Origin of the sequence: Actinoplanes sp. NPDC023936, from assembly GCF_040639325.1 — a bacterium.
In the GTDB taxonomy this organism is placed as follows: Bacteria; Actinomycetota; Actinomycetes; order Mycobacteriales; family Micromonosporaceae; genus Actinoplanes.
On record NZ_JBEZZR010000004.1, the window covers coordinates 83,851 to 104,418 of the forward strand.

A 20,568-nucleotide genomic window follows, 5' to 3' on the forward strand; every position below is an offset into this window, starting at 1 on the left:
CCGTCACTCGTCCCGGCTCTGCTCGGCCAGGAACCGCTCCAGCTCCGCCCCCAGCTCCTCGGCCGTGGGCAGCGGCGTGTCGGTGTCCGCGAGCAGATTGCCCTGCCGGCCCCGGACGAACGCGTCGTACTGCGCCTCCAGCGACGTCACCAGCCGCCCGGCCTGCTCGTCGTCGGCGATCTGCTTGTCCACCTCTTCGCGGACCAGCTTGGCGGACTCGCGCAGCACACCGGTCGGCAGCGCCAGCCCGGTGCTCGCCGACACCGAGTCGAGCAGCAGCTCGGCGGCGGCCGGGTAGCCGGTCTGTGCCAGGTAGTGCGGGACGTGTGCGGCGTACCCCAGGGCGTCGTGCCCGGTCTCGCCGAGCCGGAACTCGAGCAGGTTGCCGACGCTGGCCGGCACCTGGACCCGCTGCAGCCAGGACTCGTGCTCGCCGAGCAGCCGCTTGTCGGTGGCGTGCGCGGTGAGGCCGACCGGACGGGTGTGCGGCACGGCCATCGGGATGGCGTTGAGGCCGACGGTGACGCGGACGTCCAGGTCCTCGATCAGCTGGGTGACCGCCAAGATGAATCGCTCCCACTGCAGGTCCGGCTCGGGGCCGGCGAGCAGCAGGAACTGGGTGCCCAGCTGGTCGGTGACCAGGTGCAGGGCGAGACTCGGATCCTCGTAGCTCTCGAAGTGGTCGGCCACGAAGATCATCGGAGGGCGGCGGGAGCGGTAGTCGAGGAGCTGGTCCAGGTCGAACGTCGCGACGACCTCGCTCTCCAGGTTCTCCAGCATGTGGTCGCGGGCCAACTGGATGGCACTGCCGGCGTCGACGAACCCGGTGAGCGCCTGGATGAGCACCGGGCTGTCCAGGACCGGCAGCTCACCGATCACCTCGTAGAGCCCGTGTGGGTCGAGCACGCTGCGGACCTCCTCGAAAGCGATGCCCGCTTCCGCGGGCCTCTCTGCGAACACCGGAACGGTCGCGTTCATTCCATCCCGCGAACCGCACCACGAATTCTTGCGCACCGGTGTGACAACCGTGTTGACGAGGGACGTGCGCGCACCGCGCACAATGGGGTGCAGATCAACTTCTACACCCCCTCGGAGTGATCTTTGAGTCGACACGTACCCGCCGTTCTGGAGAACACCGCGCCGCCGAGCACGCTCTGGTCCCGGATGAAGGCAGACCCGCAGTTCGCGCCCGAGCACCTGGCCCTCGAGGCGGTGCGGCGGCTCGGTCCGGAAGCCGCCGGCTGGCTCGCCCGGATGCGTGAGGAACGTCCCGATGCCGGTCCCGACGAGCTGGCCACCCTCGCCATCAAGCGCTTCACCACACTGGCCCGGGTCTCCGGCGCCGTCTCGGGCGCGGCCGGACTGCCCGGCGCGGTGATCGACGTCGGCGTGCTGGCCTGGACCCAGGCCCGCATGGTGCTGCACGTGGCGGCCGCCTACGGCTTCGATCCCGCGGCTCCGGAACGAGCCACCGAACTGCTGGTGCTGCAGCGGGTGCACAAGATCGCGGAGACCGCCCGGACCGCGCTCGGTGTGGCGGCCGGCCGGGAGCATGCCAGCCGGATCTTCACGGGTGCCTCCCGCGCGCCGATGGCGCGCGTCCTGGTCACGCTGGGCGTCCGGCTCGCGCAGATGGCCGGGGTACGGGCCGCCAAGCACGTCGTCGTGAAGGTGATCCCGCTCGGCGGCATGGTCCTCGGCACCTGGGCCAACTCGGTCGCCACCCGGGACCTGGCCCGGCGTGCCCGGGACCACTACCGCAAGGCCTAAGAAACCGCCGGCCCGGCCCGATCCTCCTGACGTGCTGGGATTCCGTAAGAAGTCCGCTCTGCTGCTGTCCGCCGTCGCGCTGCCGCTGCTGGTCGCCGGCTGCTCCGCCACGCCGGCGGCGTCCACGCCGGCGGAGAACAGCGGCGCCGACTGGATGGTGGTGAACGCCGGCAACCCGACCCCGTCACCGCAGACGACGTACGGCACGGCGTCGCCGACCCCCGAGGTGACACTGCCCACGCTGCCGGCGACCACGTCCCCGACGGCGAGCGCGAGCCCGTCCTGCACCCCGGCGCCGCGTGGCGCCGGCGTGATCAACGGTCTGGCCGTGACGCCGGGCCGGACCAGCGCCGCGGTGACCTGGTACCACCCGGGCGGGTCGAACATCGTCGACTACCGGGTGACAGCGGCCTCGCAGGACCTCAAGGCCGGCGAGCAGGACGAGGTCGGCTGGACCACCGTCACGCCGGCCGCGTGCGGCGACGTGAGCGCGACGGTCACCGGGCTGACCGCCGGCACGCCGTATGTCTTCTCGGTTGACGTGGTGATGACCCATACCGGCACCAAGGAGGGCACGTACACCCGCACGATTGCCCGTTCGGACGTGGTGAGCACCACTCCCTGACCTCCGGGCCGTCCGGGAGCGGACGATCGCCGGGGCACTCTCTAAGCTTCCCGGCATGGAAGCCATCGTCGACATGGTCGTGCTCGTAGCGATCTCCGTGGTCGGCGCCGCACTCGCTCGCCGTCTCGGCTTCGTGGCGCCTCTGGTGCTGCTCGTCGCCGGGCTGGCGTTGTCCTACGTACCGGGCTTCCCGGAGGCGCATCTCGAACCGGAACTCGTCCTGATCGGGATCCTGCCTCCGCTGCTCTACGTGGCCGCGCTGCAGACCTCGGTGCCCGCGTTCCGCCTGGCGTTACGGCCGATCCTGCTGCTCGCGGTGGGACTGGTCGTGCTGACCGCGCTGGTCATCGGGTACCTGGTCCATCTGCTGATGCCCGAGGTTCCGCTCGCCGCCTGCGTCGCGCTGGGCGCGATCGTCGCCCCGCCGGACGCGGTCTCGGCCACCGCGATCGCCCGCCGGGTCGGGTTACCCCGGCGGGTGGTGACGATCCTGGAGGGCGAGAGCCTGCTCAACGACGCGACCGCGCTGGTGATGGTGCGGGTCGCGGCGGGGGCGCTGGCCGGCGCGGCGGTCGGTTTCGCCGAGATCGCCGGCGAGGTCGCGCTCAAGGCCGGCGGCGGTGTGGCGATCGGCCTGGTGTTCGCGGTCGGCGCGGCCTGGCTGCACCGCCGGATCAAGGACCCGCTGCTGGAGGACGCGGTGGGTCTGCTCACCCCGTTCATCGTGGTGATCGTCGCGGAGGAACTGCACACGTCGAGCGTGGTGGCCGTGGTGATCGCCGGCCTCTACCTCGGGCACCGGATGCCGTACCTGTTGTCGGCGACCTCCCGGCTGCAGCTGGACGCGGTCTGGCGGCTGGTGACGTTCCTGCTGGAAGGCGTGGTCTTCCTGCTGGTCGGCCTGCAGCTGCGGACCGTGGTGAGCACGATCGAGACCGACATGGCGACGACCGTGCAGGTCACCGCCGTGGTCTTCGGCGCGCTGGTGGGCATCCGCTTCCTCTGGATGTACCCGGCCACCTATCTGGCCCGCCTGGTGCCGAGGATCCGCAACCGGGAGGAGCGCCCGCGCGTGGCCGTCCCGACGGTGATCGCCTGGGCCGGGATGCGCGGCGTGGTCACGCTCGCGGCCGCGCAGACGCTGCCGCCGCCCGGGGTGGACGGGGTGCCCGACTACCCCCGTGAGCTGTTCGTCTTCGTCGCCTTCGCGATCATCGTGCTGACCCTTCTGATCCAGGGCACGACGCTGCCGGTCCTGTCCCGGGTGCTCGGCGTGCGCGAGGACAACAGCGCGCAGGACGCCCTGGCCGAGGCCGGGGTGCAGCACACCGCGAGCCGGGCCGCCCTGGAAGCGCTCGACGCGCACGCGAACGGCGCGCCGCCGGCCGTGGTGGACCGGCTGCGCGGGCTGGTGGAGAGCCGGTCCAACAACGCGTGGGAGCGGTTGGGCAGCCAGCATCAGGAAACGCCGTCGGCGGCGTACGGCCGCCTCCGCCGCGAGATGATCAAAGCGGAGCGGCACGTCTTCAAGATCGCCCGGAACGAGGGGCGGATCCCGGAGGAAGTGCTGATCCGCGCCCAGCGAGAACTCGACCTCGAAGAATCCCAGCTGCATCGGAGCGAAGATTGATCTGCCAGCACCTGAAGGACGCGGGCGATCCGCCGCCCCGGACGCCGTACGCCCAGGGCTGCCCGGAGTGCGTGGCCGGCGGTTTCGACGACTGGGTCCACCTGCGCCTCTGCCTGACCTGCGGGATGGTCGCGTGCTGTGACTCGTCGCCGCGCCGGCACATGTCCCACCACCACGCCGAGGCCGGTCACCCGGTGATGCGCTCGTACGAGCCGGGGGAGACCTGGCGCTGGTGCTTCGACGACGAGCAGCTGGGCTGAGGTGCGGGTTCTCGTCGCCGGCGCCGGTGCGACAGGCGGCTACTTCGGCGGCCGCCTGGCCGAGGCCGGCCGGGACGTGACGTTCCTGGTCCGGCCGGGCCGGGCGGAGCGCCTGCGCGAGCGCGGGCTGCGCCTGCGCGGCCCGGACGGCGAGACCGTGCTGACGCCGCGACTGGTCACGGCGGGGAGCATGGACGGGCCGTACGACCTGATCCTGCTGGCGGTGAAGAGTCACGCCCTGGACACGGTGCTGGCCGACCTGGGACCGGCGGTCGGCGACCGTACCGTGATCGTGCCCTTGCTCAACGGGATGCGACACGTGAACGCGCTGGTCACGGCGTTCGGCGCGGACCGGGTCTGGGGTGGCGTCTGCATGATCCACGCGACGCTGGACGACGACGGCGACGTGGTCCGGATGACCGGCCTGCACCGGCTGGCCTACGGCCCTCTCGGCGGCGGCCCCGGCGAGGGTGGGCTGGGCGAGGGTGGTCCGGACGATCGGCTCGACGCCGTGACGCGGACACTGACCGGCGCGGGCTTCGACTCCCGGCCGTCGACCCGGATCGTCCACGAGATGTGGGAGAAGTGGGTGCTGCTCGCCTCGCTCGGCGCGGCCACCACGCTGATGCGGGCGTCGATCGGCGAGATCAACGCGGCGGCCGGCGGCCCGGCGTTCACCCGTGCGCTCGCGGCCGAGGCCGTCGCGGTGGCGACCGCGGCGGGATATCCGCCCCGGCCGGCGATGCTGGACGTGATCACGTCGACGATGTCGTCCGGCGAGCCGACCACCTCGTCGATGTACCGCGACATGACGCAGGGCCTGCCGGTCGAGCACGATGCGATCGTCGGCGACCTGGTGGCCGAGGCGGCGAGGCACGGTGTCGCGGTCCCGCTGCTGTCAGCCGCACACACCAGCCTGTCGATCTACGCCGCCGCCCGCTGACCCACCCGCGTGTTGATTTGGGGCGCGCTCCGCACCCGAACTCAACACACCGGGGTTGTTGCGGCTGAGCGTGTTGACTTGGGGCGCGCTCCGCACCCGAACTCAACACACCGGGGTTGTTGCGGCCGAGCGTGTTGATTTGGGGCGCGCTCCGCACCCGAAATCGACACGCGCCGGTGGTGGGTCAGACGGTGGCGTGGCGAGTTGCCGGGACGTGCGTGAGCAGGCTCTCCGCCTCCCGCGAGACCCGCCGGGCGTCCGCCGAGCGCGCCTGGTCGTAGACCGCGACGGTCTGCGCCGCGATCGCCCGCCAGTGGAAGTCCTCGCGTACCCGCAACCGGGCCTGCAACGCCAGTGAGCGGGCATAGTCGCGGTCCGCGAGCACCGCACCGACCGCCTCGGCCAGCGCAGCCGGATCGCCGGGCGCGAACTTCACCCCGGTGACGCCGTGCTCGACGATCTCGGCGAGGCCTCCGGTGTCGGCCACCGCGACGGGTGTGCCGGCCGCCGCCGCCTCCAGCGCCACCATGCCGAACGGCTCGTAGATGCTCGGCACCACGTAACAGTCCGACGCGCCCATCAGCGCGGTCAGCTCGTGCCCGCCGAGGAAACCCGCGAAGACCACGCCGAGCGAACCGGCCAGACCTTCAAGATTTTTCCGGTACGGGCCGTCGCCCGCGATCACGACACGGAGGCCGGGGTGGCGTTCGCGCAGCATCGGGACGGCCGCCATCAGGTGCTGCACGCCCTTCTCGTAGACGAGCCGGCCCGCGAAGCTGATCAGCGGACCGTCGCCGGCGTACCGGGCGCGGGCCGCCTCCACGGCACGGGGCCGGGCACGCCAGCGCAGCGCGTCCACCCCGTTGAAGACCACGTCGGCGCGGCTCGGCGGCACGTCGAACAGGCGGGTGACCTCCCGTTTCATGTACGCCGAGCAGACGATCACCCGGACCGCCTCGGCGCAGAGCCAGCGTTCGATGCCGTCGATCGCCCGGTTGGCCGGCGCCGGCAGCCAGCCCTGGTGCCGGCCGGACTCGGTGGCGTGGATGGTGGCGACGAGCGGCACGTCCAGGTGGTCCCGCAGCGTCACGGCGGCGTGCGCGACGAGCCAGTCGTGGGCGTGCACCACGTCGTACCGCTCGGTGCGGGCGGCGCGCAGCGCGGCCCGGGTGAGGGTGTGGTTGAACGTCATCGCCCAGCCCAGCATGTCGCCGTCCGCGCAGGCGGCGGTCGTCGGGTCGTCCGGGGCGCGGACCACCCGGACGCCCTCGGTGTACTCCTCGAGCAGCGCGCCGGGCGTGTGCCGGGTCACCACCGTCACCTCGTGCCCGGCCGCGACAAGCGTGGTGGCGAGCGCGTGCACGTGCCGGCCCAGGCCGCCGACCAGCAGTGGCGGGTACTCCCACGAGAGCATCAGGATCTTCACGCCAGGCCTCTTCTCACCCGTAGCACCTCGGCGACAGCCGTCGCCGCGAACGGACAGCCGGTGGCCCGGTGCGGCGGTTCGCCGTCCGCGCTCTCGCTGACCGAGCCGACACCCCATTCGCTCAGATGCGCCTCCAGGCCGGTGAGCAGACCGTCGGCCGGCCGGCCGGTGGCGGCGCAGGCGTCCGCGTACGGGCCGATCAGCCAGGGCCGGACCGTCCCGTCCCGGCCGCCGTCCTGCCGGGGCTGGTACCCGTACTCGTTCTCGGCGAGGGTGCGCAGGCCGAGCGGGGTGAGCAGGGTCTCCGCGACGGTACGGACCGCGGCGTCGTCGCGGCCCCGCATCGGCGCGTGCGGCAGCGACCAGGCGAGCAGCTGGCCGGGCCGCAGCGACGGGTCGTCGTGGTGCGCGCCGGCGCCGAGCGGATAGGTCGCGGCCGGGCCCTCGACCAGGTCGTACAGCCAGCCCTCCGGCGCCGGGAAGGCGGCCAGGAACGAGGTGCGGGCCCGGGCGTGCCGGGCGCGGGGCTCGCCGTCGTCGTAGCCGCCGTCGGTGAGCAGGTCGCCCATCGCGGCGAGCGCGTTCACCCAGAGGGCGTTGAGGTCGACGGGTTTGCCGGCGGCGGTCCGGAGCAGGCCGTCGGACGGGTCGACGGCGAGCGGCCCGGACCCGTTCAGCCGCTGCCGCAGCAGCCGGCCGAGCGGCGCGGCGAGCTCGGCGGCCAGGTCGCTGTCCCCGGTCCGGGTCACGTGCCGGTCCACCGCGTGCACCAGCCAGAGCGGCGCGTCCGGGGCGGCGGGCTCGTCGCCGGCGGTCCGGGTCCGGGCGATCAGCAGCTCCCGGCCCTCCTCGGCGCGGCCGGTGTCGAGGAACAGGCCCTCGTAGGCGATCATCGTGTCGCTCAGGCGGCTGCCGTGCCACGGGTAGCCGGCGATGACGTCCGGCCCGTCCGGGGCGCGGATCACGAACCGGTCGGCGGCGAGCGCGAGGGTTTCCCCGTACCCCTCTGCCTTGGCGGCAGTGACCAGGCGATGAGCGCGCTCGCGCTCCGCCGCGATGACCACCGGCGGGGGTGGCGGCTGGTCCGAGAGGGTGCCCGCCCACGCCGAGACGTCCATGGTGTCGCCCGGCCCGACCTGGGCGAAGAACGTCCCGGCCAGCCACAGGTCCTCGGTGGCGCCGTCGTGGCGGGTCCGCACGCCGTGGTGCCAGATGCCGGCCGGCTGCCAGCCCGGGCCGGCCAGCCGGTAGGCGTCCGCGACGATCACTCCACCGGCGGCCGGCGTCGTGCCGGGCGGGGGACCAGCGGCGTGCCGGGTGCCGTCCGCGTCGCGCCACGTGCACATCGCGGCGGCGGCCAGGCCGACCGGGCCGGGCGCCGACACCACCCGGTGCACGACCGCGAGCGAGGCGTGCCCGTGCCGCAGGGCCAGCTCGCGCTCGATCACCACGTCGCCGATCCGCCACCGCCAGCGCGGCAGCCCGCGGTCGAGCGTGAAGGTCTCCAGGTAGCGGTGCCCGCCGGGCACGACCGCGCCGGACTCCCACTCGTGGGTGTGCAGCGCGACCTTGGCGCCGGACGGGAGGGTGACGGTGAGATCGAGCGAGGCGAGGGCCGTCCATCGTGTGCCGGAGTGACGTGCGCCGGAGTGATCAGTCACGGTCAGCAGGGAGTGGTGGCGGCGGGTGCGCAGGCCGCTGACGGTGCCGCAGGCGTAACCGCCGAGGCCGTCGGTCACCAGCCATTCCCGGCCTGCGCCGGCGTCCGGGGTGAGCGCGCCGCACACCTGCGGCCCGAAGCTGAAATGATCGTTCTGCGGCACGTCGCCACAATTCTCAATTTTGCACACATCAAACCCCCGGACGGGGAGATCACACCGGCCAACCGGACATTCGGGCCGACCGTAGCAGTGACTTCCGGAACAATTGCGGCAAGACGCGGCCGGCCAGGGTTAGCTCCACCGGTTGGTGGGCATAGCAGCCGGCGCCGGTCGTGCGCGAGAAGATGACCGAGGGGTAGGAGCAACGAATATGCAGGTCTGGCCTGGTCACCGGTATCCACTGGGTGCCACTTACGACGGGACGGGCACGAACTTCGCGATCTTCTCAGAGGTGGCCGAGGCAGTGGAACTCTGCCTCTTCGACGCCTCGGGCAACGAGCGCAAGGTTCAGCTGCACGAGCAGGACGCGTTCGTCTGGCACGCGTACCTGCCGGGCGTCGAGCCGGGGCAGCGGTACGGCTACCGGGTGTACGGGCCGTACGAGCCGCACCGGGGTCTGCGGTGCAACCCGCACAAGCTGCTGCTCGACCCGTACGCGCGGGCCGTCGACTCGGACATCGAGTGGCATCCGGCGATGTACGCGTACGACTTCGCGAACCCGGATCAGATGTCGGATCTGGACTCGGCGGCGTACATGCCGAAGGGCGTCGTGGTGAACCCCTACTTCGACTGGGGCAACGACCGGCGGCCGGACATCCCGTACCACCACTCGGTGATCTACGAGACGCACGTGAAGGGCCTGACCCAGCGGCATCCGGAGATCCCGAAGGACATGCGGGGCTCGTACTCGGCGATAGGGCATCCGGCGATCATCGAGCACCTCAAGGGCCTCGGCGTGACGGCTGTCGAGCTGATGCCGGTGCACCAGTTCGTCCACGACAACCGCCTGGACGACCTGGGGCTGCGCAACTACTGGGGTTACAACACGCTGAGCTTCTTCGCGCCGTACCACGGGTACTCCTCGACCGGCACCCTCGGCCAGCAGACCCAGGAGTTCCGCGGCATGGTGAAGGCCCTGCACGCGGCCGGCATGGAGGTCATCCTCGACGTGGTCTACAACCACACGGCCGAGGGCAACCACCTGGGACCGACGCTCTCGCTGAAGGGCATCGACAACCGGACGTACTACCGGCTCGTCGACGACCAGCCGCAGTTCTACATGGATTACACCGGCACCGGGAACAGCCTGAACGTCCGCAGCCCGCAGAGCCTCCAGCTGATCATGGACTCGCTGCGGTACTGGGTCACCGAGATGCACGTCGACGGCTTCCGCTTCGACCTCGCCTCCACCCTGGCCCGCGAGTTCTACGACGTGGACCGGCTCTCCACGTTCTTTGAGGTGGTGCAGCAGGACCCGATCGTCGGCCAGGTGAAGCTGATCGCCGAGCCGTGGGACGTCGGGCCGGGCGGCTACCAGGTCGGCAACTTCCCGCCGAACTGGACCGAGTGGAACGGCAAGTACCGGGACACCGTGCGCGACTTCTGGCGCGGCGAGCCGGCCACCCTCGCCGAGTTCGCCAGCCGGATCACCGGGTCGGCCGACCTCTACCAGGACGACGGCCGCAAGCCCTTCCACTCGATCAACTTCGTGACCGCGCACGACGGGTTCACGCTCAACGACCTGGTCACCTACAACGACAAGCACAACGAGGCCAACGGCGAGGAGAACCGGGACGGCGAGAGCCACAACCGGTCCTGGAACTGCGGCATCGAGGGGCCCACCGACGACGAGAAGGTGCTCCAGCTGCGGGCCCGGCAGCGGCGTAACTTCCTGGCCACGCTGATGCTCAGCCAGGGCGTCCCGATGATCTCGCACGGCGACGAGCTGGGCCGCACCCAGCAGGGCAACAACAACGCGTACTGCCAGGACGACGAGATCAGCTGGATCGACTGGGAGAACGCCGACGAGCGGCTGCTCGAGTTCGCCCGTAAGCTGACCGCGTTCCGCCACCGGCACCAGGTGTTCCAGCGCCGCCGGTTCTTCACCGGCCTGCCGGTGACCGCGCGCGGCGGCGGGGACCCGCTGCCCGACCTGGAGTGGTTCACCCCGGACGGCCGGCAGATGGCCGGCGACGACTGGGGCAACGACTTCGGCCGGGCGGTCGCGCTCTTCGTCAACGGCGAGGGCATCCGGGAGCGCGGGCAGTACGGCCAGCGTCACGTGGACAGCTCGTTCCTGCTCTTCTTCAACGCGCACGACGCGCCGCTCGAGTTCACCACGCCTCCCGCTGAGTACGGGGAGAAGTGGGAGAAGGTCATCGAAACCGCCGAACCGGACCCTGATCACCCGTCCGTCGTCGAGGCCGGACACAGCATCTGGGTACCGGACCGTTCGCTCATCGTGCTCGACAGGACGGTGTAATGCCCCAGTCCAACCACCCCGCCACCGCCCGAGACCGGACTGAAGGCTCTGCTCCCAGCAGCACCTACCGCGTTCAGGTCCGTCCCGACTTCCCACTGTCCGCCACCGCCGAGATCGCCGACTACCTCGCCGATCTCGGGGTGAGCCACCTCTACTCGGCGCCGCTGCTCACCTCGGCGCCCGATTCCGAGCACGGTTACGACGTGGCGGACCACTCGCAGGTCAACCCGGCGGTGGGTGGCGCCGACGGGCTGAGCGCCCTGCATCGGGCGTTGCAGGAGGCGGGGCTCGGCCTGGTCGCCGACATCGTCCCGAACCACGCGGGCGTGGCCGTCGCCGCAGCCAACCCGACGTGGTGGGACGTCCTCAAGAACGGGCAAAAATCCCCGTTCGCCGGTTTCTACGACATCGACTGGTCGCGTGGCCGGCTGCTCATCCCGGTCCTCGCCGACTCGGACGACGCGCTGGACGATCTCCAGATCGCCGACGGGGAGCTCCGCTACTTCGACAAGCGTTACCCGATCGCCGACGGCACCGGCGACGGCACGCCCCGGGAGGTGCACGACCGGCAGCACTACGAGCTGGTCAACTGGACCCGCGGGGACAGCGAGATCAACTACCGCCGGTTCTTCGCGATCGTCGAGCTGGCCGCGCTGCGGGTCGAGGACCCGGAGGTCTTCGACGCCACCCACGCGGAGATCCTGCGCTGGTACCGCGAAGGCATGATCCAGGGCATCCGGGTCGACCATCCGGACGGCCTGCGCGACCCCGCCGGGTACCTGGCCCGGCTGCGGGACGCGGCGCCGGACGCCTGGCTGGTGGTCGAGAAGATCCTGGAGCCGGGGGAGAAGCTGCCGGCCTGGCCGATCGCCGGCACCACCGGGTACGACGCGATGGCCGAGGTGAACGGCGTCTTCGTCGACACCGGAACCGAGGCGTTCTTCGACACCCTCGACCATCACCTGACCGGGACCACGACGTCCTGGCAGGACCTGGTGCACAAGACCAAGTACACGGTCGCCACCACGCTGCTCGCCGCCGAGCTGGCCCGCCTGGCCCGGCTCGTGCCCGAGGTCGAGAACGCGCCGCGAGCCCTGGCCGAGCTGGCCGCCTGTTTCCCGGTCTACCGTTCCTACCTGCCGGACGGCAGCCGCCACCTGGCGCAGGCCCGGTCCGAGGCGGGCCGCCGCAACCCGCACCTGATCGGCGTGCTGGACCAGCTCACCGCCCGGCTGCGCAACCCCGGCGACGAACTGGCGATCCGCTTCCAGCAGTTCACCGGCGCGGTGATGGCCAAGGGCGTCGAGGACACCGCGTTCTACCGCTGGACGCGCTTCGTGGCGCGCAACGAGGTCGGCAACGACCCGGCCAAGTTCGGTGTCACCGCCGACGAGTTCCACGAGGCCGCCGAGGACCGGCAGAACAACTGGCCCGAGTCGATGACCTCGCTCGCCACCCACGACACCAAACGCGGCGAGGACGTCCGGGCCCGGCTCGCGGTCCTCTCCGAGGTGCCCGGCGACTGGACCGAGGTGGTGCGCCGGTGGGTCCGGGTCGCTCCGCTTCCGGACCCTTCGGTGGCCCATCTGATCTGGCAGGTCGCGGTGGGTGCCTGGCCGATCTCCCGGGAGCGATTGCAGGCGTACGCGGTGAAGGCCGCCCGGGAGTCCGGTGCGGCGACCACATGGCAGCACCCGGACGAGGCGTTCGAGACGGCGCTGCGCGGGATGATCGACAAGATCTACGACGACCCGGCGCTGCACCGGGAGATCAGTGATTTCGCCGCGTCGATCGCGCCGCCCGGCTGGTCCAACTCGCTCGGCCAGAAGCTGGTGCAGCTCACCATGCCCGGCGTGCCGGACGTCTACCAGGGCACCGAGCTCTGGGACTACTCGCTGGTCGACCCGGACAACCGGCGGCCCGTCGACTTCGCGCAGCGCCGTGAGCTGCTCGGCCGCATCGACGACGGGTGGCTTCCGCCGGTGGACGAGACCGGCGCCGCGAAACTGCTCGTCACCAGCCGGGTGCTGCGCCTGCGCCGGCAGCGGCCGGAACTGTTCAGCGGGTACCGGCCGGTCTTCGCCGACGGCCGGGTCGGCGAGCACGTGCTCGCGTTCGACCGGGGCGGCGTGGTGGCCGTGGCGACCCGCCTGCCGGTCGGATTGTCACGACACGGCGGCTGGCACGACACGACCCTTTCACTCGACGGACACAGTTGGACGGAAGTGTTCACGAATACCAGTTACGGTGGCAATCGCCTGGCGGTGGCCGAGCTTCTGCACACCTATCCCGTCGCTCTCCTGGTGAAGGAATGACCATTTTCGAAGTCTGGGCGCCGGAGAAACCGGTCCGTCTCGTCGTCGACGGCCGTGCGCACGAGATGGAGCCCGGTGACGGCGGCTGGTGGCGGCTCGACGTCCCCGAGGCCGGCCCCGGCGCCGACTACGGATTCGTGCTGCCCGACCAGGACAAGCCGCTGCCCGACCCGCGCTCGCCCTGGCAGCCGGAGGGCGTGCACGGTCTCAGCCGGGTCTACGACCACTCCGCGTTCGCGTGGACCGACCAGGCCTGGACCGGCCGGCAGCTGCCCGGCTCGGTCCTCTACGAGCTGCACATCGGCACGTTCACGCCGGAGGGCACCTTCGACGCCGCGATCGAGAAGCTGGACCACCTGGTCGACCTCGGCGTCGACCTGGTCGAGCTGCTGCCGGTCAACGCGTTCAACGGCACCTACAACTGGGGTTACGACGGCGTCTGCTGGTACGCGCCGCACGAGACCTACGGCGGTCCGGACGGCCTGAAGCGGTTCGTCGACGCGGCGCACGCCAAGGGACTCGGCGTGGTGCTCGACGTGGTCTACAACCACTTCGGCCCGAGCGGGGCGTACGCGCCGATGTTCGCGCCGTACCTCTCCGCCGGCAGCAACACCTGGGGCGACTCGCTGAACCTGGACGGGCCGCACTCCGACGACGTCCGCCGTTACATCGCCGACAGCGTGCTGATGTGGCTGCGCGACTACCACGTCGACGGCCTGCGGCTGGACGCCGTGCACGCGCTGCACGACGAGGGCGCCGTGCACCTGCTGGAGATGCTCGCGGTCGAGGTGGAGGCGCTCTCCGCGCACGTGCGCCGGCCGCTCACGCTGATCGCCGAGTCCGACCTCAACGACGCCAAGCTGATCACCCCGCGGGAGGGCGGCGGGTACGGGCTGCACGCCCAGTGGGACGACGACGTGCACCACGCCCTGCACGCCCTGCTCACCGGCGAACGGCAAGGCTATTACGGGGACTTCGGGTCGCTGGACTGCCTGCGTACCGTCCTGGAAGGCGCGTTCTTCCACGCCGGCACCTGGTCCAGCTTCCGCGGCCGCCGGCACGGCCGTCCGGTGGATCGCCAGCGCGTCCCCGGGCACCGGTTCGTCGCGTTCCTGCAGAACCACGACCAGATCGGCAACCGGGCGATCGGCGACCGGCTCACCGCCGTGCTCTCGCCCGGCCTGCTCAAGGTCGGCGCGACCCTGCTGCTCACGTCGCCGTTCACGCCGATGCTCTTCATGGGCGAGGAGTGGGCGGCGAGCAGCCCGTGGCAGTTCTTCACCAGCCACCCCGAGCCGGAACTGGCCGCCGCCGTGCAGACCGGGCGGCGCAAGGAGTTCGCCCGGCACGGCTGGGCCGAGGCCGAGGTGCCCGACCCGCAGGACCCGGCCACCTTCGAGCGCTCCAAGCTGGACTGGTCGGAGCCGGAGAAACCGGGCCACGCCGAGATCCTGGACCTCTACAAGCGGCTGATCCAGCTGCGGCGTACGGTCCCCGGCCTCACCGACCCGTGGCTGCACGACGTCGAGGTCTGGCACGGCGACCAGCACGTGGTGATCCGCCGCGGGTCGTACGTGGTGGCCGCGAACCTGGCCGGCGTCGAGCAGACCGTCAGCGTCCGCTCGCCGGCCCGCTCGGTGCTGCTCGCCACCGAACCCGGCGTCGTCGTCCAGCGCGACCGTCTCGTGCTTCCGCCCGAGAGCGCCGCAGTGGTCGCCGTGCGGTGACCCGTACCCCCGGGAACGAAGGCCCTGCCGAACGGGCCGTGACGCGCGCGATCATGCTGTACCGCCGCGTCTCGCCGCGGCTCGGCACCCGGTGCCGGTACACGCCCACCTGCAGCGCCTACGCCCTGGCCGCGATCGAGAAACACGGTCTCGCGGCCGGGGCGCGGCTCGCGCTGCGCCGGATCGCCCGGTGCGGTCCGCTCGTCCCGTTCGGTACCTCGGACCCCGTTCCGTGACATCGGTGTAGCACCATGTCCCGCATGGTCGAGCGGGACGACAGTGAAACCCAGCCGGTGGGGCGGCGATTCCGGCAGTGGGCGCCGCCGGATCTGCCGTGGCTACGCCGCCGGATCGTCCCGCCCCCGGACGTCACCGTCGAGGAGATCGCTTCCCGGGACATCGCCGAGCAGGAGATCTTCGAGGAGGCCATCGAGGAGGTTGAGCTCCGCACGGTGGCCGACTGGGAGCTCCGGTTCCGGGCGTGGCGGCTCGCCGGGCTCGGGCTGCTGCTGGTGCTGGTGCTCGTCGTGACGATGAGCCGGCTGCTGGTCGGCGGGCCGCCGTCGGTGGCGGAGCTGCGCGCCGAGGCCGGGGTGGACGAGTGGACCACGCTGAACATCGGCGTGAAGGACGACCAGTACGGGGTCGCCTACTACGACCCGGCCGACGGCGGCAAATGGTCCGGGTTCGACATCGAGATCGCTTACATGATCGCCGAAGATCTTGGTTTTCGCCGTGCTGACGTGCGGTTCTACGGCCTGGAGAGCGAGGACCGGGCGCGGATGCAGGCGACCGACCCGAAAGGCAACCGGGTCGCGGTCCAGTTGGTCATCGCCAGCTACAGCGTCACCGACAAGCGCAAGAGCGAGGGGGTGCACTTCTCCGCGCCCTACCTCTTCACCGAGCAGTCGGTGATCACGCTGAACGACCATGACCCGGTGTCCGCGCTGGAAGACCTCAAGGACCAGCGGGTCTGCACCCTCTCGACCTCCACCAGCCAGAACGCCCTGCAGGACGCCGAAGCCGTCGTGTCGCGCAAGAACCGGGTGCGGGAGTGCTTCGCCGAGCTGGACGCCGGCAAGATCGACGCGGTCAGCACCGATGCCGCGATCCTGGCCGGATGGAAGGACCGGTTCCCGGAGAAATACCAGCACTGGGACCTGGGCCTGGAGTCGATCGAGCGGTGGGGCGTCAACGTCGGCGACAACCCGGCGCTGGAGAAGCTGGTCAACCTGACGCTGTACCGCTCCTACGCCGACCCGAAGGACTCGCGCTGGGAACGGGCCTTCCAGGAAAACCTCCAGGCCGAGATCGACCGGGACAAGAAGACCCCGATCGCCGACGGGCAGCAGCCGCGCGTCGAACGGCCCGACGTGCGGCACCTGCCCTGGGAGGACCCGCTGGGATGAGCGACATCCACACCGGCGCGGTGTCGAAGGAGCGGCTCGGCGCCCGGCCCCGGTACCGGGCCGAGTTCAACTGGCTGCTCGCCGTCCTCCCCGGCTTCCCGCTGCTGCTGCTCGTGCTCCGGCTCTGGTACCTGAGCCGGCAGGACATGGCCACCATGCTGCTGCTGGTGCAGTACATCAACCCGCTCGGCATGCTCGGCGCGCTCTTCATCACGCTCAGCTGGACCATCCCGGCGGCCATCCTGGTGGTCCGCGTGCTCGGCGGGATCCTGCTGGTCAGCGTCCCCGGACAGGCCGGCACGTCGTACCTCGCGGTGGCCGCGCTGCGGATGCCCGGCTGGGTCGTCGGGATCGCCGCGATGATCGCCGCGTTCACCTGGCAGGCACAGCTGCTGCCGCTGCTCGCGATGCTGGTCGTCGCGATCCTCGGGCTGACCGCCGTGCAGAGCGTCCAGGGCGAGAGACCGCTGATGCTCTGGATCACCGTCGGCGTCCCGGTGATCACCGCTGTGCTGGTCTGGGTGTTCGTCTGGCCCGGGGTGGCCGAGGCGGTGGCGGCCGGCGAGTGGGCCACGGCCGCCCTGCTGGTCCTGCCGCCGCTGTTCGGGCCGGTGCTCACCGGGCCGGTCCCGGCGAAATGGGCGCGGATGGCCACCTACTGGCCGGCGATCGGCGCGGCGTTCGCGCTGCCGTTCGTCGTCGGCGTGGTGTTCCTGCGGGCGCCGGTGCTGCCGGACAGCGCCGTCGAGGTGAAGCCCGAGGGCGAGCCCGTCACGGTTGTCCGCGGGCAGCTGATCTCGGTGGACGACACCTCCACCACGATGCTGGAGGCGGACGGCGAGGTCGTCTTCATCCCGAACGGGGAGGTGCGGTCGAAGACGCTCTGCCCGGACACGGCGCCACCGTCGTACAGCGGAGTGACCGTCCGGGGATGGCCGGTCGAGGCCTCGGCACTGCGGTGGATCGCGCCGACACGCACCGTCACCGAAGTCGATCCGCGGTGCCTCGGACGCCCGCTTGATCCGAGCTGAGTGTATTTTGGTCCACGACATGTGCGACATGCCGCCCACCACGTGCAGACAGCTCGGCATCGACCTGGCAGGCTGCACGCCATGACCTTGCAACTCCGGTGGGCGGCCGTCACCGACCAAGGACACGTCCGGAGCAACAACGAGGACTGTCACTACGCCGGTGACCACCTCCTCGTGGTTTGCGACGGCATGGGCGGGATGGCCGCCGGCGACCTCGCCAGCCGGCTCGCCATCGAAGCCATGGTCGCGCTCGACGCGCCGATCCCCACCGACCTCCAGATGGACGCGCTGCACCGCGCGCTCGAAGTGGCGAACGGCCGGATCGCCGAGCAGGTGGCCGCCGATCCCTCGCTGCAGGGGATGGGCACCACGCTGACGGCGGTGCTCTTCAACGGTGAGCGCGCGGCGATGGCCCACGTCGGCGACTCCCGGGCGTACCTGCTGCGCGACGGCCGGCTCAACCAGCTCACCAAGGACGACACCTACGTCCAGATGCTCATCGACCAGGGCCTGCTCAAGCCCGAGGAGGCGGCCGGGCACCCACGCCGGGCCGTCGTCACCCGGGTGCTCCAGGGCGAGCCGGTGACCCCGGCCTACGTCATCGTGGAACCACAGGCGGGCGACCGGTGGCTGCTCTGCAGCGACGGCCTCACCGGTGTGGTCAGCGACACGACGCTGGAGCAGGAGCTGCGCACCGTGCCCGACCCGAAATCGTGCTCGGAGCGGCTCATCGATCTCGCGCTGCGCGGCGGCGGGCCGGACAACGTGACGGTCGTCGTCGCGGACGTGATGACCGCGGACTGACCCTGGTCCGGCAGCCCCGGACCGGACCGGAGGCCGACCAGGTATTTTACTCCGGCCGCGACACAACGGGCGCGGCCGGAGAAAATCTGGTGGTGATTGGCGGCCGTGGTCGTTCTCGGTGACCTGGTTCAGCTCATCGTCGGGCTGATCGCCGCCGTCACCTGCCTGACGGCGGCCCGCGGCCGGGCCGGCATCCCTCGTCGCTGGCGGCTGCTCGCCGCCGGTGGCCTGCTGATCTGGGCGGCGACCCGGCTCGCCGGGATCGTCACCGATCCGCCCCCGCTGGTCGTCGACATCGGCTTCCTGGTGCTGCCGGCCTGCATGCTCGCCGGTCTGCTGGCCGTCGCGTACACCCGGCCCCGGCCGGTGCCCACCTCGCCGCGCCGCGACCAGTTCGCGCTCGTCATCGACAGCGTGCTGATCACCGGCTCGGTGCTGGCGCTGCTCTGGTCGGTTGCGCCCGCCCTCGTCGAGCCCCGGCTGGCCGCCTACCCGGTCGCCGACCTCGTCCTCCTGACCATGGTCGTGCTGCTGCTCACCGCCCGGCCCGACTCGCCGGCCGGGCGCCGGCCGCTGGTGCTGATCGGGGCGGCGATCGTCGCGTTCGGCGCCGCCGACACGCTGCGGCTGTTCGGCGCCGGCCCGGAGTGGCTGGCGGCGGCCGGGCATCTGCTCGGGCCGGTGTTCATCGCGCTCGCGGCGCTCAGCCCGGCCCGCCCGGCGCCGGACCGGCCCGCGGCGGCGCTTCTCGCGCACGACTGGTTCCACCTGCTCCTGCCGTACGGGCCGGTGCTGGTGGCCGGGGTCGTGCTGATGGCGCGGACCATCTCCGGGGAACCGCTGACCCCGTTCCAGGCGTACCTCGGCTGGCTCGGTCTTGCCCTGGTCGTCACCCGGCAGATGCTCACGATCATGGACAACACCGTGCTGCTGGACCGGATCGCCGACACCCAGCAGCGGCTCCAGCACCTCGCCTTCCACGACCCGCTGACCGGGCTCGCCAACCGGGCGCTCTTCTCCGAACGGCTCTCGCTGGCGCTCGAGGCGAACCAGAGCCGGGGCGCGCCGGTCGCGGTGCTCTTCGCCGACCTCGACGACTTCAAGCTGATCAACGACACGTTCGGGCACGCCATGGGCGACCGGGTGCTCACCGCGGTCGGCGAGCGGATGCGGTCCTGCGTGCGAGCCCAGGACCTGGTGGCGCGGCTCGGCGGCGACGAGTTCGCGGTGGTGCTCGACCACGGCTTCCTGCCGCCGGCGCCGGTGCGGCGCCGGAGCCGGTTCCGGCCCCGCAGGTACGTGTTGTCGGCCGCCGGGGTGCGCGTCCACGACGGCCTCGAACGGCGGGTCGCGGCGCGGCGGGCCACGGCGGAGCTGCCGTACCCGGTCTGGGTCGCCGAAGCGGAAGCGATCGGGCAGCGCATGCTGGCCGCGCTGCGCGAGCCCTATCTGATCGACGGCCGTTCCGTCGGTGTCGGCGTGAGCGTCGGCCTGGTCGCGGCCGAACCGGGCGACCGGCTCTCCGCCGACATCCTGCTGCGCCGCGCCGACGCCGCCATGTACGCGGTGAAACGCCGCGGCAAGGGCGCCCTCGTCACCTACACCGGCCCGCGCGACGCCACGCCGCACGCCGACCTGCCGCAGCTGCTGGCCGGTGCGCTCGCCGAGGGCGGCAGCCCCGCCGCGGCCGGCTTCGAGGTCCACTACCAGCCCATCGTGCGGCTCGCCGACTCGGCGACCGTGGCCGTCGAAGCCCTCGCCCGCTGGACCGACCCGGTCGCCGGCCCGGTGCACCCGGACGTCTTCGTCACGATGGCCGAGCGCACCGGGCTGGTCGCCGCGATCGACGACTTCGTGCTGGACCAGGCGTGCGCCGACGCCGCCCGGCTCGCCGAGCGCTACGGCCGCCCGATCGACCTGCACGTGAACGTCTCCGCCGGCCGGCTCGGCCAGCACGGCCTGCGCGACGCGGTGGCGGCCGCGCTGGCCCGCCACGACGTGCCCGCCTCCCGCCTCGTCGTCGAGATCACCGAGACGCTGCGGATCCCGGACCTGCCGCGGGCGGCGTCGGTGCTCTCGGCATTGCGCGATCTGGGGGTACGGGTCGCGCTGGACGACTTCGGCAGCGGGTACAACGCGCTCGCCCAGCTGCACGCGATGCCGGTCGACATCGTCAAGCTCGACTCGACGCTCACCGACGTCGCCGCGTCGCCGGAGCGGAGCGGGGCGCTGTGCCGGTCGGTGCTGGCGATCTGCGGGGAGCTGGGGATAGCGGTGGTCGCCGAAGGGCTGGAGACGGCGCAGAGGGCGGCGGGGATGGCGGAGCTGGGGTGTCCGCTGGGCCAGGGCTACCTGTTCGGTCCGCCGGCGCCGCTGGGCCGCCACCCCTGACCGGTCAGCTGCCGCCGCCGGCTATCGGCGCGTCTTAGCTGCGCGGGCTACGGCGTGTGTCTCCGAGCCGTAGCCCACGCAGGCAAAGCGTTCC

Annotated in this window: 16 protein-coding genes; 13 read left to right on the plus strand and 3 right to left on the minus strand. The window is 71.7% G+C overall.

Going from position 1 to position 20,568, the window contains the following annotated elements; genetic code table 11:
• Nucleotides 1-3 precede the first annotated feature (3 nt).
• Nucleotides 4-906, minus strand: a complete 903-nt coding sequence (locus tag AB0F72_RS06635) for a PAC2 family protein (protein WP_360426270.1) — start codon at nt 904-906, stop codon at nt 4-6.
• 195 nt (nt 907-1,101) lie between these two features.
• On the opposite strand from AB0F72_RS06635, the gene AB0F72_RS06640 reads away from it, so the two are divergent.
• The 5 genes from AB0F72_RS06640 to AB0F72_RS06660 are packed head-to-tail and all read left to right on the plus strand — an operon-like array spanning nt 1,102 to nt 5,228.
• Nucleotides 1,102-1,770 carry an EcsC family protein gene (locus AB0F72_RS06640; RefSeq protein WP_360426273.1) on the plus strand — a complete coding sequence of 223 codons (669 nt, stop codon included), beginning with the start codon at nt 1,102-1,104 and terminating at the stop codon, nt 1,768-1,770.
• Nucleotides 1,771-1,801: 31 nt separating this feature from the next.
• Nucleotides 1,802-2,395 carry a fibronectin type III domain-containing protein gene (locus AB0F72_RS06645; RefSeq protein WP_360426276.1) on the plus strand — a complete coding sequence of 198 codons (594 nt, stop codon included), beginning with the start codon at nt 1,802-1,804 and terminating at the stop codon, nt 2,393-2,395.
• A 55-nt stretch (nt 2,396-2,450) separates the two neighbouring features.
• A complete protein-coding gene (locus AB0F72_RS06650) occupies nt 2,451-4,025 on the plus strand; it encodes a Na+/H+ antiporter (protein ID WP_360426279.1) in 1,575 nt (524 codons plus the stop codon).
• Complete coding sequence (locus AB0F72_RS06655) at nt 4,022-4,285, plus strand: UBP-type zinc finger domain-containing protein (RefSeq protein WP_360426282.1); 264 nt, start codon at nt 4,022-4,024, stop codon at nt 4,283-4,285. The genes AB0F72_RS06650 and AB0F72_RS06655 overlap by 4 nt, the downstream gene beginning before the upstream one ends.
• Before the next feature lies 1 nt (nt 4,286).
• A complete protein-coding gene (locus AB0F72_RS06660; RefSeq protein ID WP_360426285.1) occupies nt 4,287-5,228 on the plus strand; it encodes a 2-dehydropantoate 2-reductase in 942 nt (313 codons plus the stop codon).
• A 184-nt stretch (nt 5,229-5,412) separates the two neighbouring features.
• On the opposite strand, the gene AB0F72_RS06665 is transcribed toward AB0F72_RS06660, so the two are convergent.
• Both AB0F72_RS06665 and AB0F72_RS06670 read right to left on the minus strand, forming a co-directional pair.
• Nucleotides 5,413-6,642: a glycosyltransferase family 4 protein gene (locus tag AB0F72_RS06665; protein ID WP_360427036.1), complete on the minus strand. Its 1,230-nt coding sequence runs from the start codon at nt 6,640-6,642 to the stop codon at nt 5,413-5,415.
• Nucleotides 6,643-6,650: 8 nt separating this feature from the next.
• Complete coding sequence (locus AB0F72_RS06670) at nt 6,651-8,477, minus strand: glycogen debranching enzyme N-terminal domain-containing protein (protein WP_360426288.1); 1,827 nt, start codon at nt 8,475-8,477, stop codon at nt 6,651-6,653.
• Between the two features lie 208 nt (nt 8,478-8,685).
• Here AB0F72_RS06670 and glgX point away from each other — a divergent pair, with 208 nt between their 5' ends.
• The 8 genes from glgX (at nt 8,686) to AB0F72_RS06710 (ending at nt 20,474) form a co-directional block, all read left to right on the plus strand.
• Entirely contained in the window at nt 8,686-10,797 is a 2,112-nt protein-coding gene (gene glgX, locus AB0F72_RS06675) for a glycogen debranching protein GlgX (protein WP_360426291.1), read from the plus strand.
• Nucleotides 10,797-13,112, plus strand: a complete 2,316-nt coding sequence (gene treY / locus AB0F72_RS06680; RefSeq protein WP_360426294.1) for a malto-oligosyltrehalose synthase — start codon at nt 10,797-10,799, stop codon at nt 13,110-13,112. The genes glgX and treY overlap by 1 nt, the downstream gene beginning before the upstream one ends.
• A complete protein-coding gene (gene treZ / locus AB0F72_RS06685) occupies nt 13,109-14,839 on the plus strand; it encodes a malto-oligosyltrehalose trehalohydrolase (RefSeq protein ID WP_360426297.1) in 1,731 nt (576 codons plus the stop codon). Before treY ends, treZ begins: the two co-directional genes overlap by 4 nt.
• Before the next feature lie 38 nt (nt 14,840-14,877).
• Nucleotides 14,878-15,075, plus strand: coding sequence for a membrane protein insertion efficiency factor YidD (gene yidD, locus AB0F72_RS06690; RefSeq protein ID WP_360426300.1), 198 nt, complete (start codon nt 14,878-14,880; stop codon nt 15,073-15,075).
• 24 nt (nt 15,076-15,099) lie between these two features.
• Nucleotides 15,100-16,248, plus strand: a complete 1,149-nt coding sequence (locus AB0F72_RS06695) for a transporter substrate-binding domain-containing protein (protein ID WP_360426303.1) — start codon at nt 15,100-15,102, stop codon at nt 16,246-16,248.
• Nucleotides 16,245-17,279: a hypothetical protein gene (locus tag AB0F72_RS06700; protein WP_360426305.1), complete on the plus strand. Its 1,035-nt coding sequence runs from the start codon at nt 16,245-16,247 to the stop codon at nt 17,277-17,279. Before AB0F72_RS06695 ends, AB0F72_RS06700 begins: the two co-directional genes overlap by 4 nt.
• Before the next feature lie 81 nt (nt 17,280-17,360).
• Nucleotides 17,361-18,083, plus strand: a complete 723-nt coding sequence (locus AB0F72_RS06705) for a protein phosphatase 2C domain-containing protein (protein WP_360426307.1) — start codon at nt 17,361-17,363, stop codon at nt 18,081-18,083.
• 105 nt (nt 18,084-18,188) lie between these two features.
• A complete protein-coding gene (locus AB0F72_RS06710; RefSeq protein WP_360426309.1) occupies nt 18,189-20,474 on the plus strand; it encodes a bifunctional diguanylate cyclase/phosphodiesterase in 2,286 nt (761 codons plus the stop codon).
• The last annotated feature ends 94 nt before the right edge of the window (nt 20,475-20,568 follow it).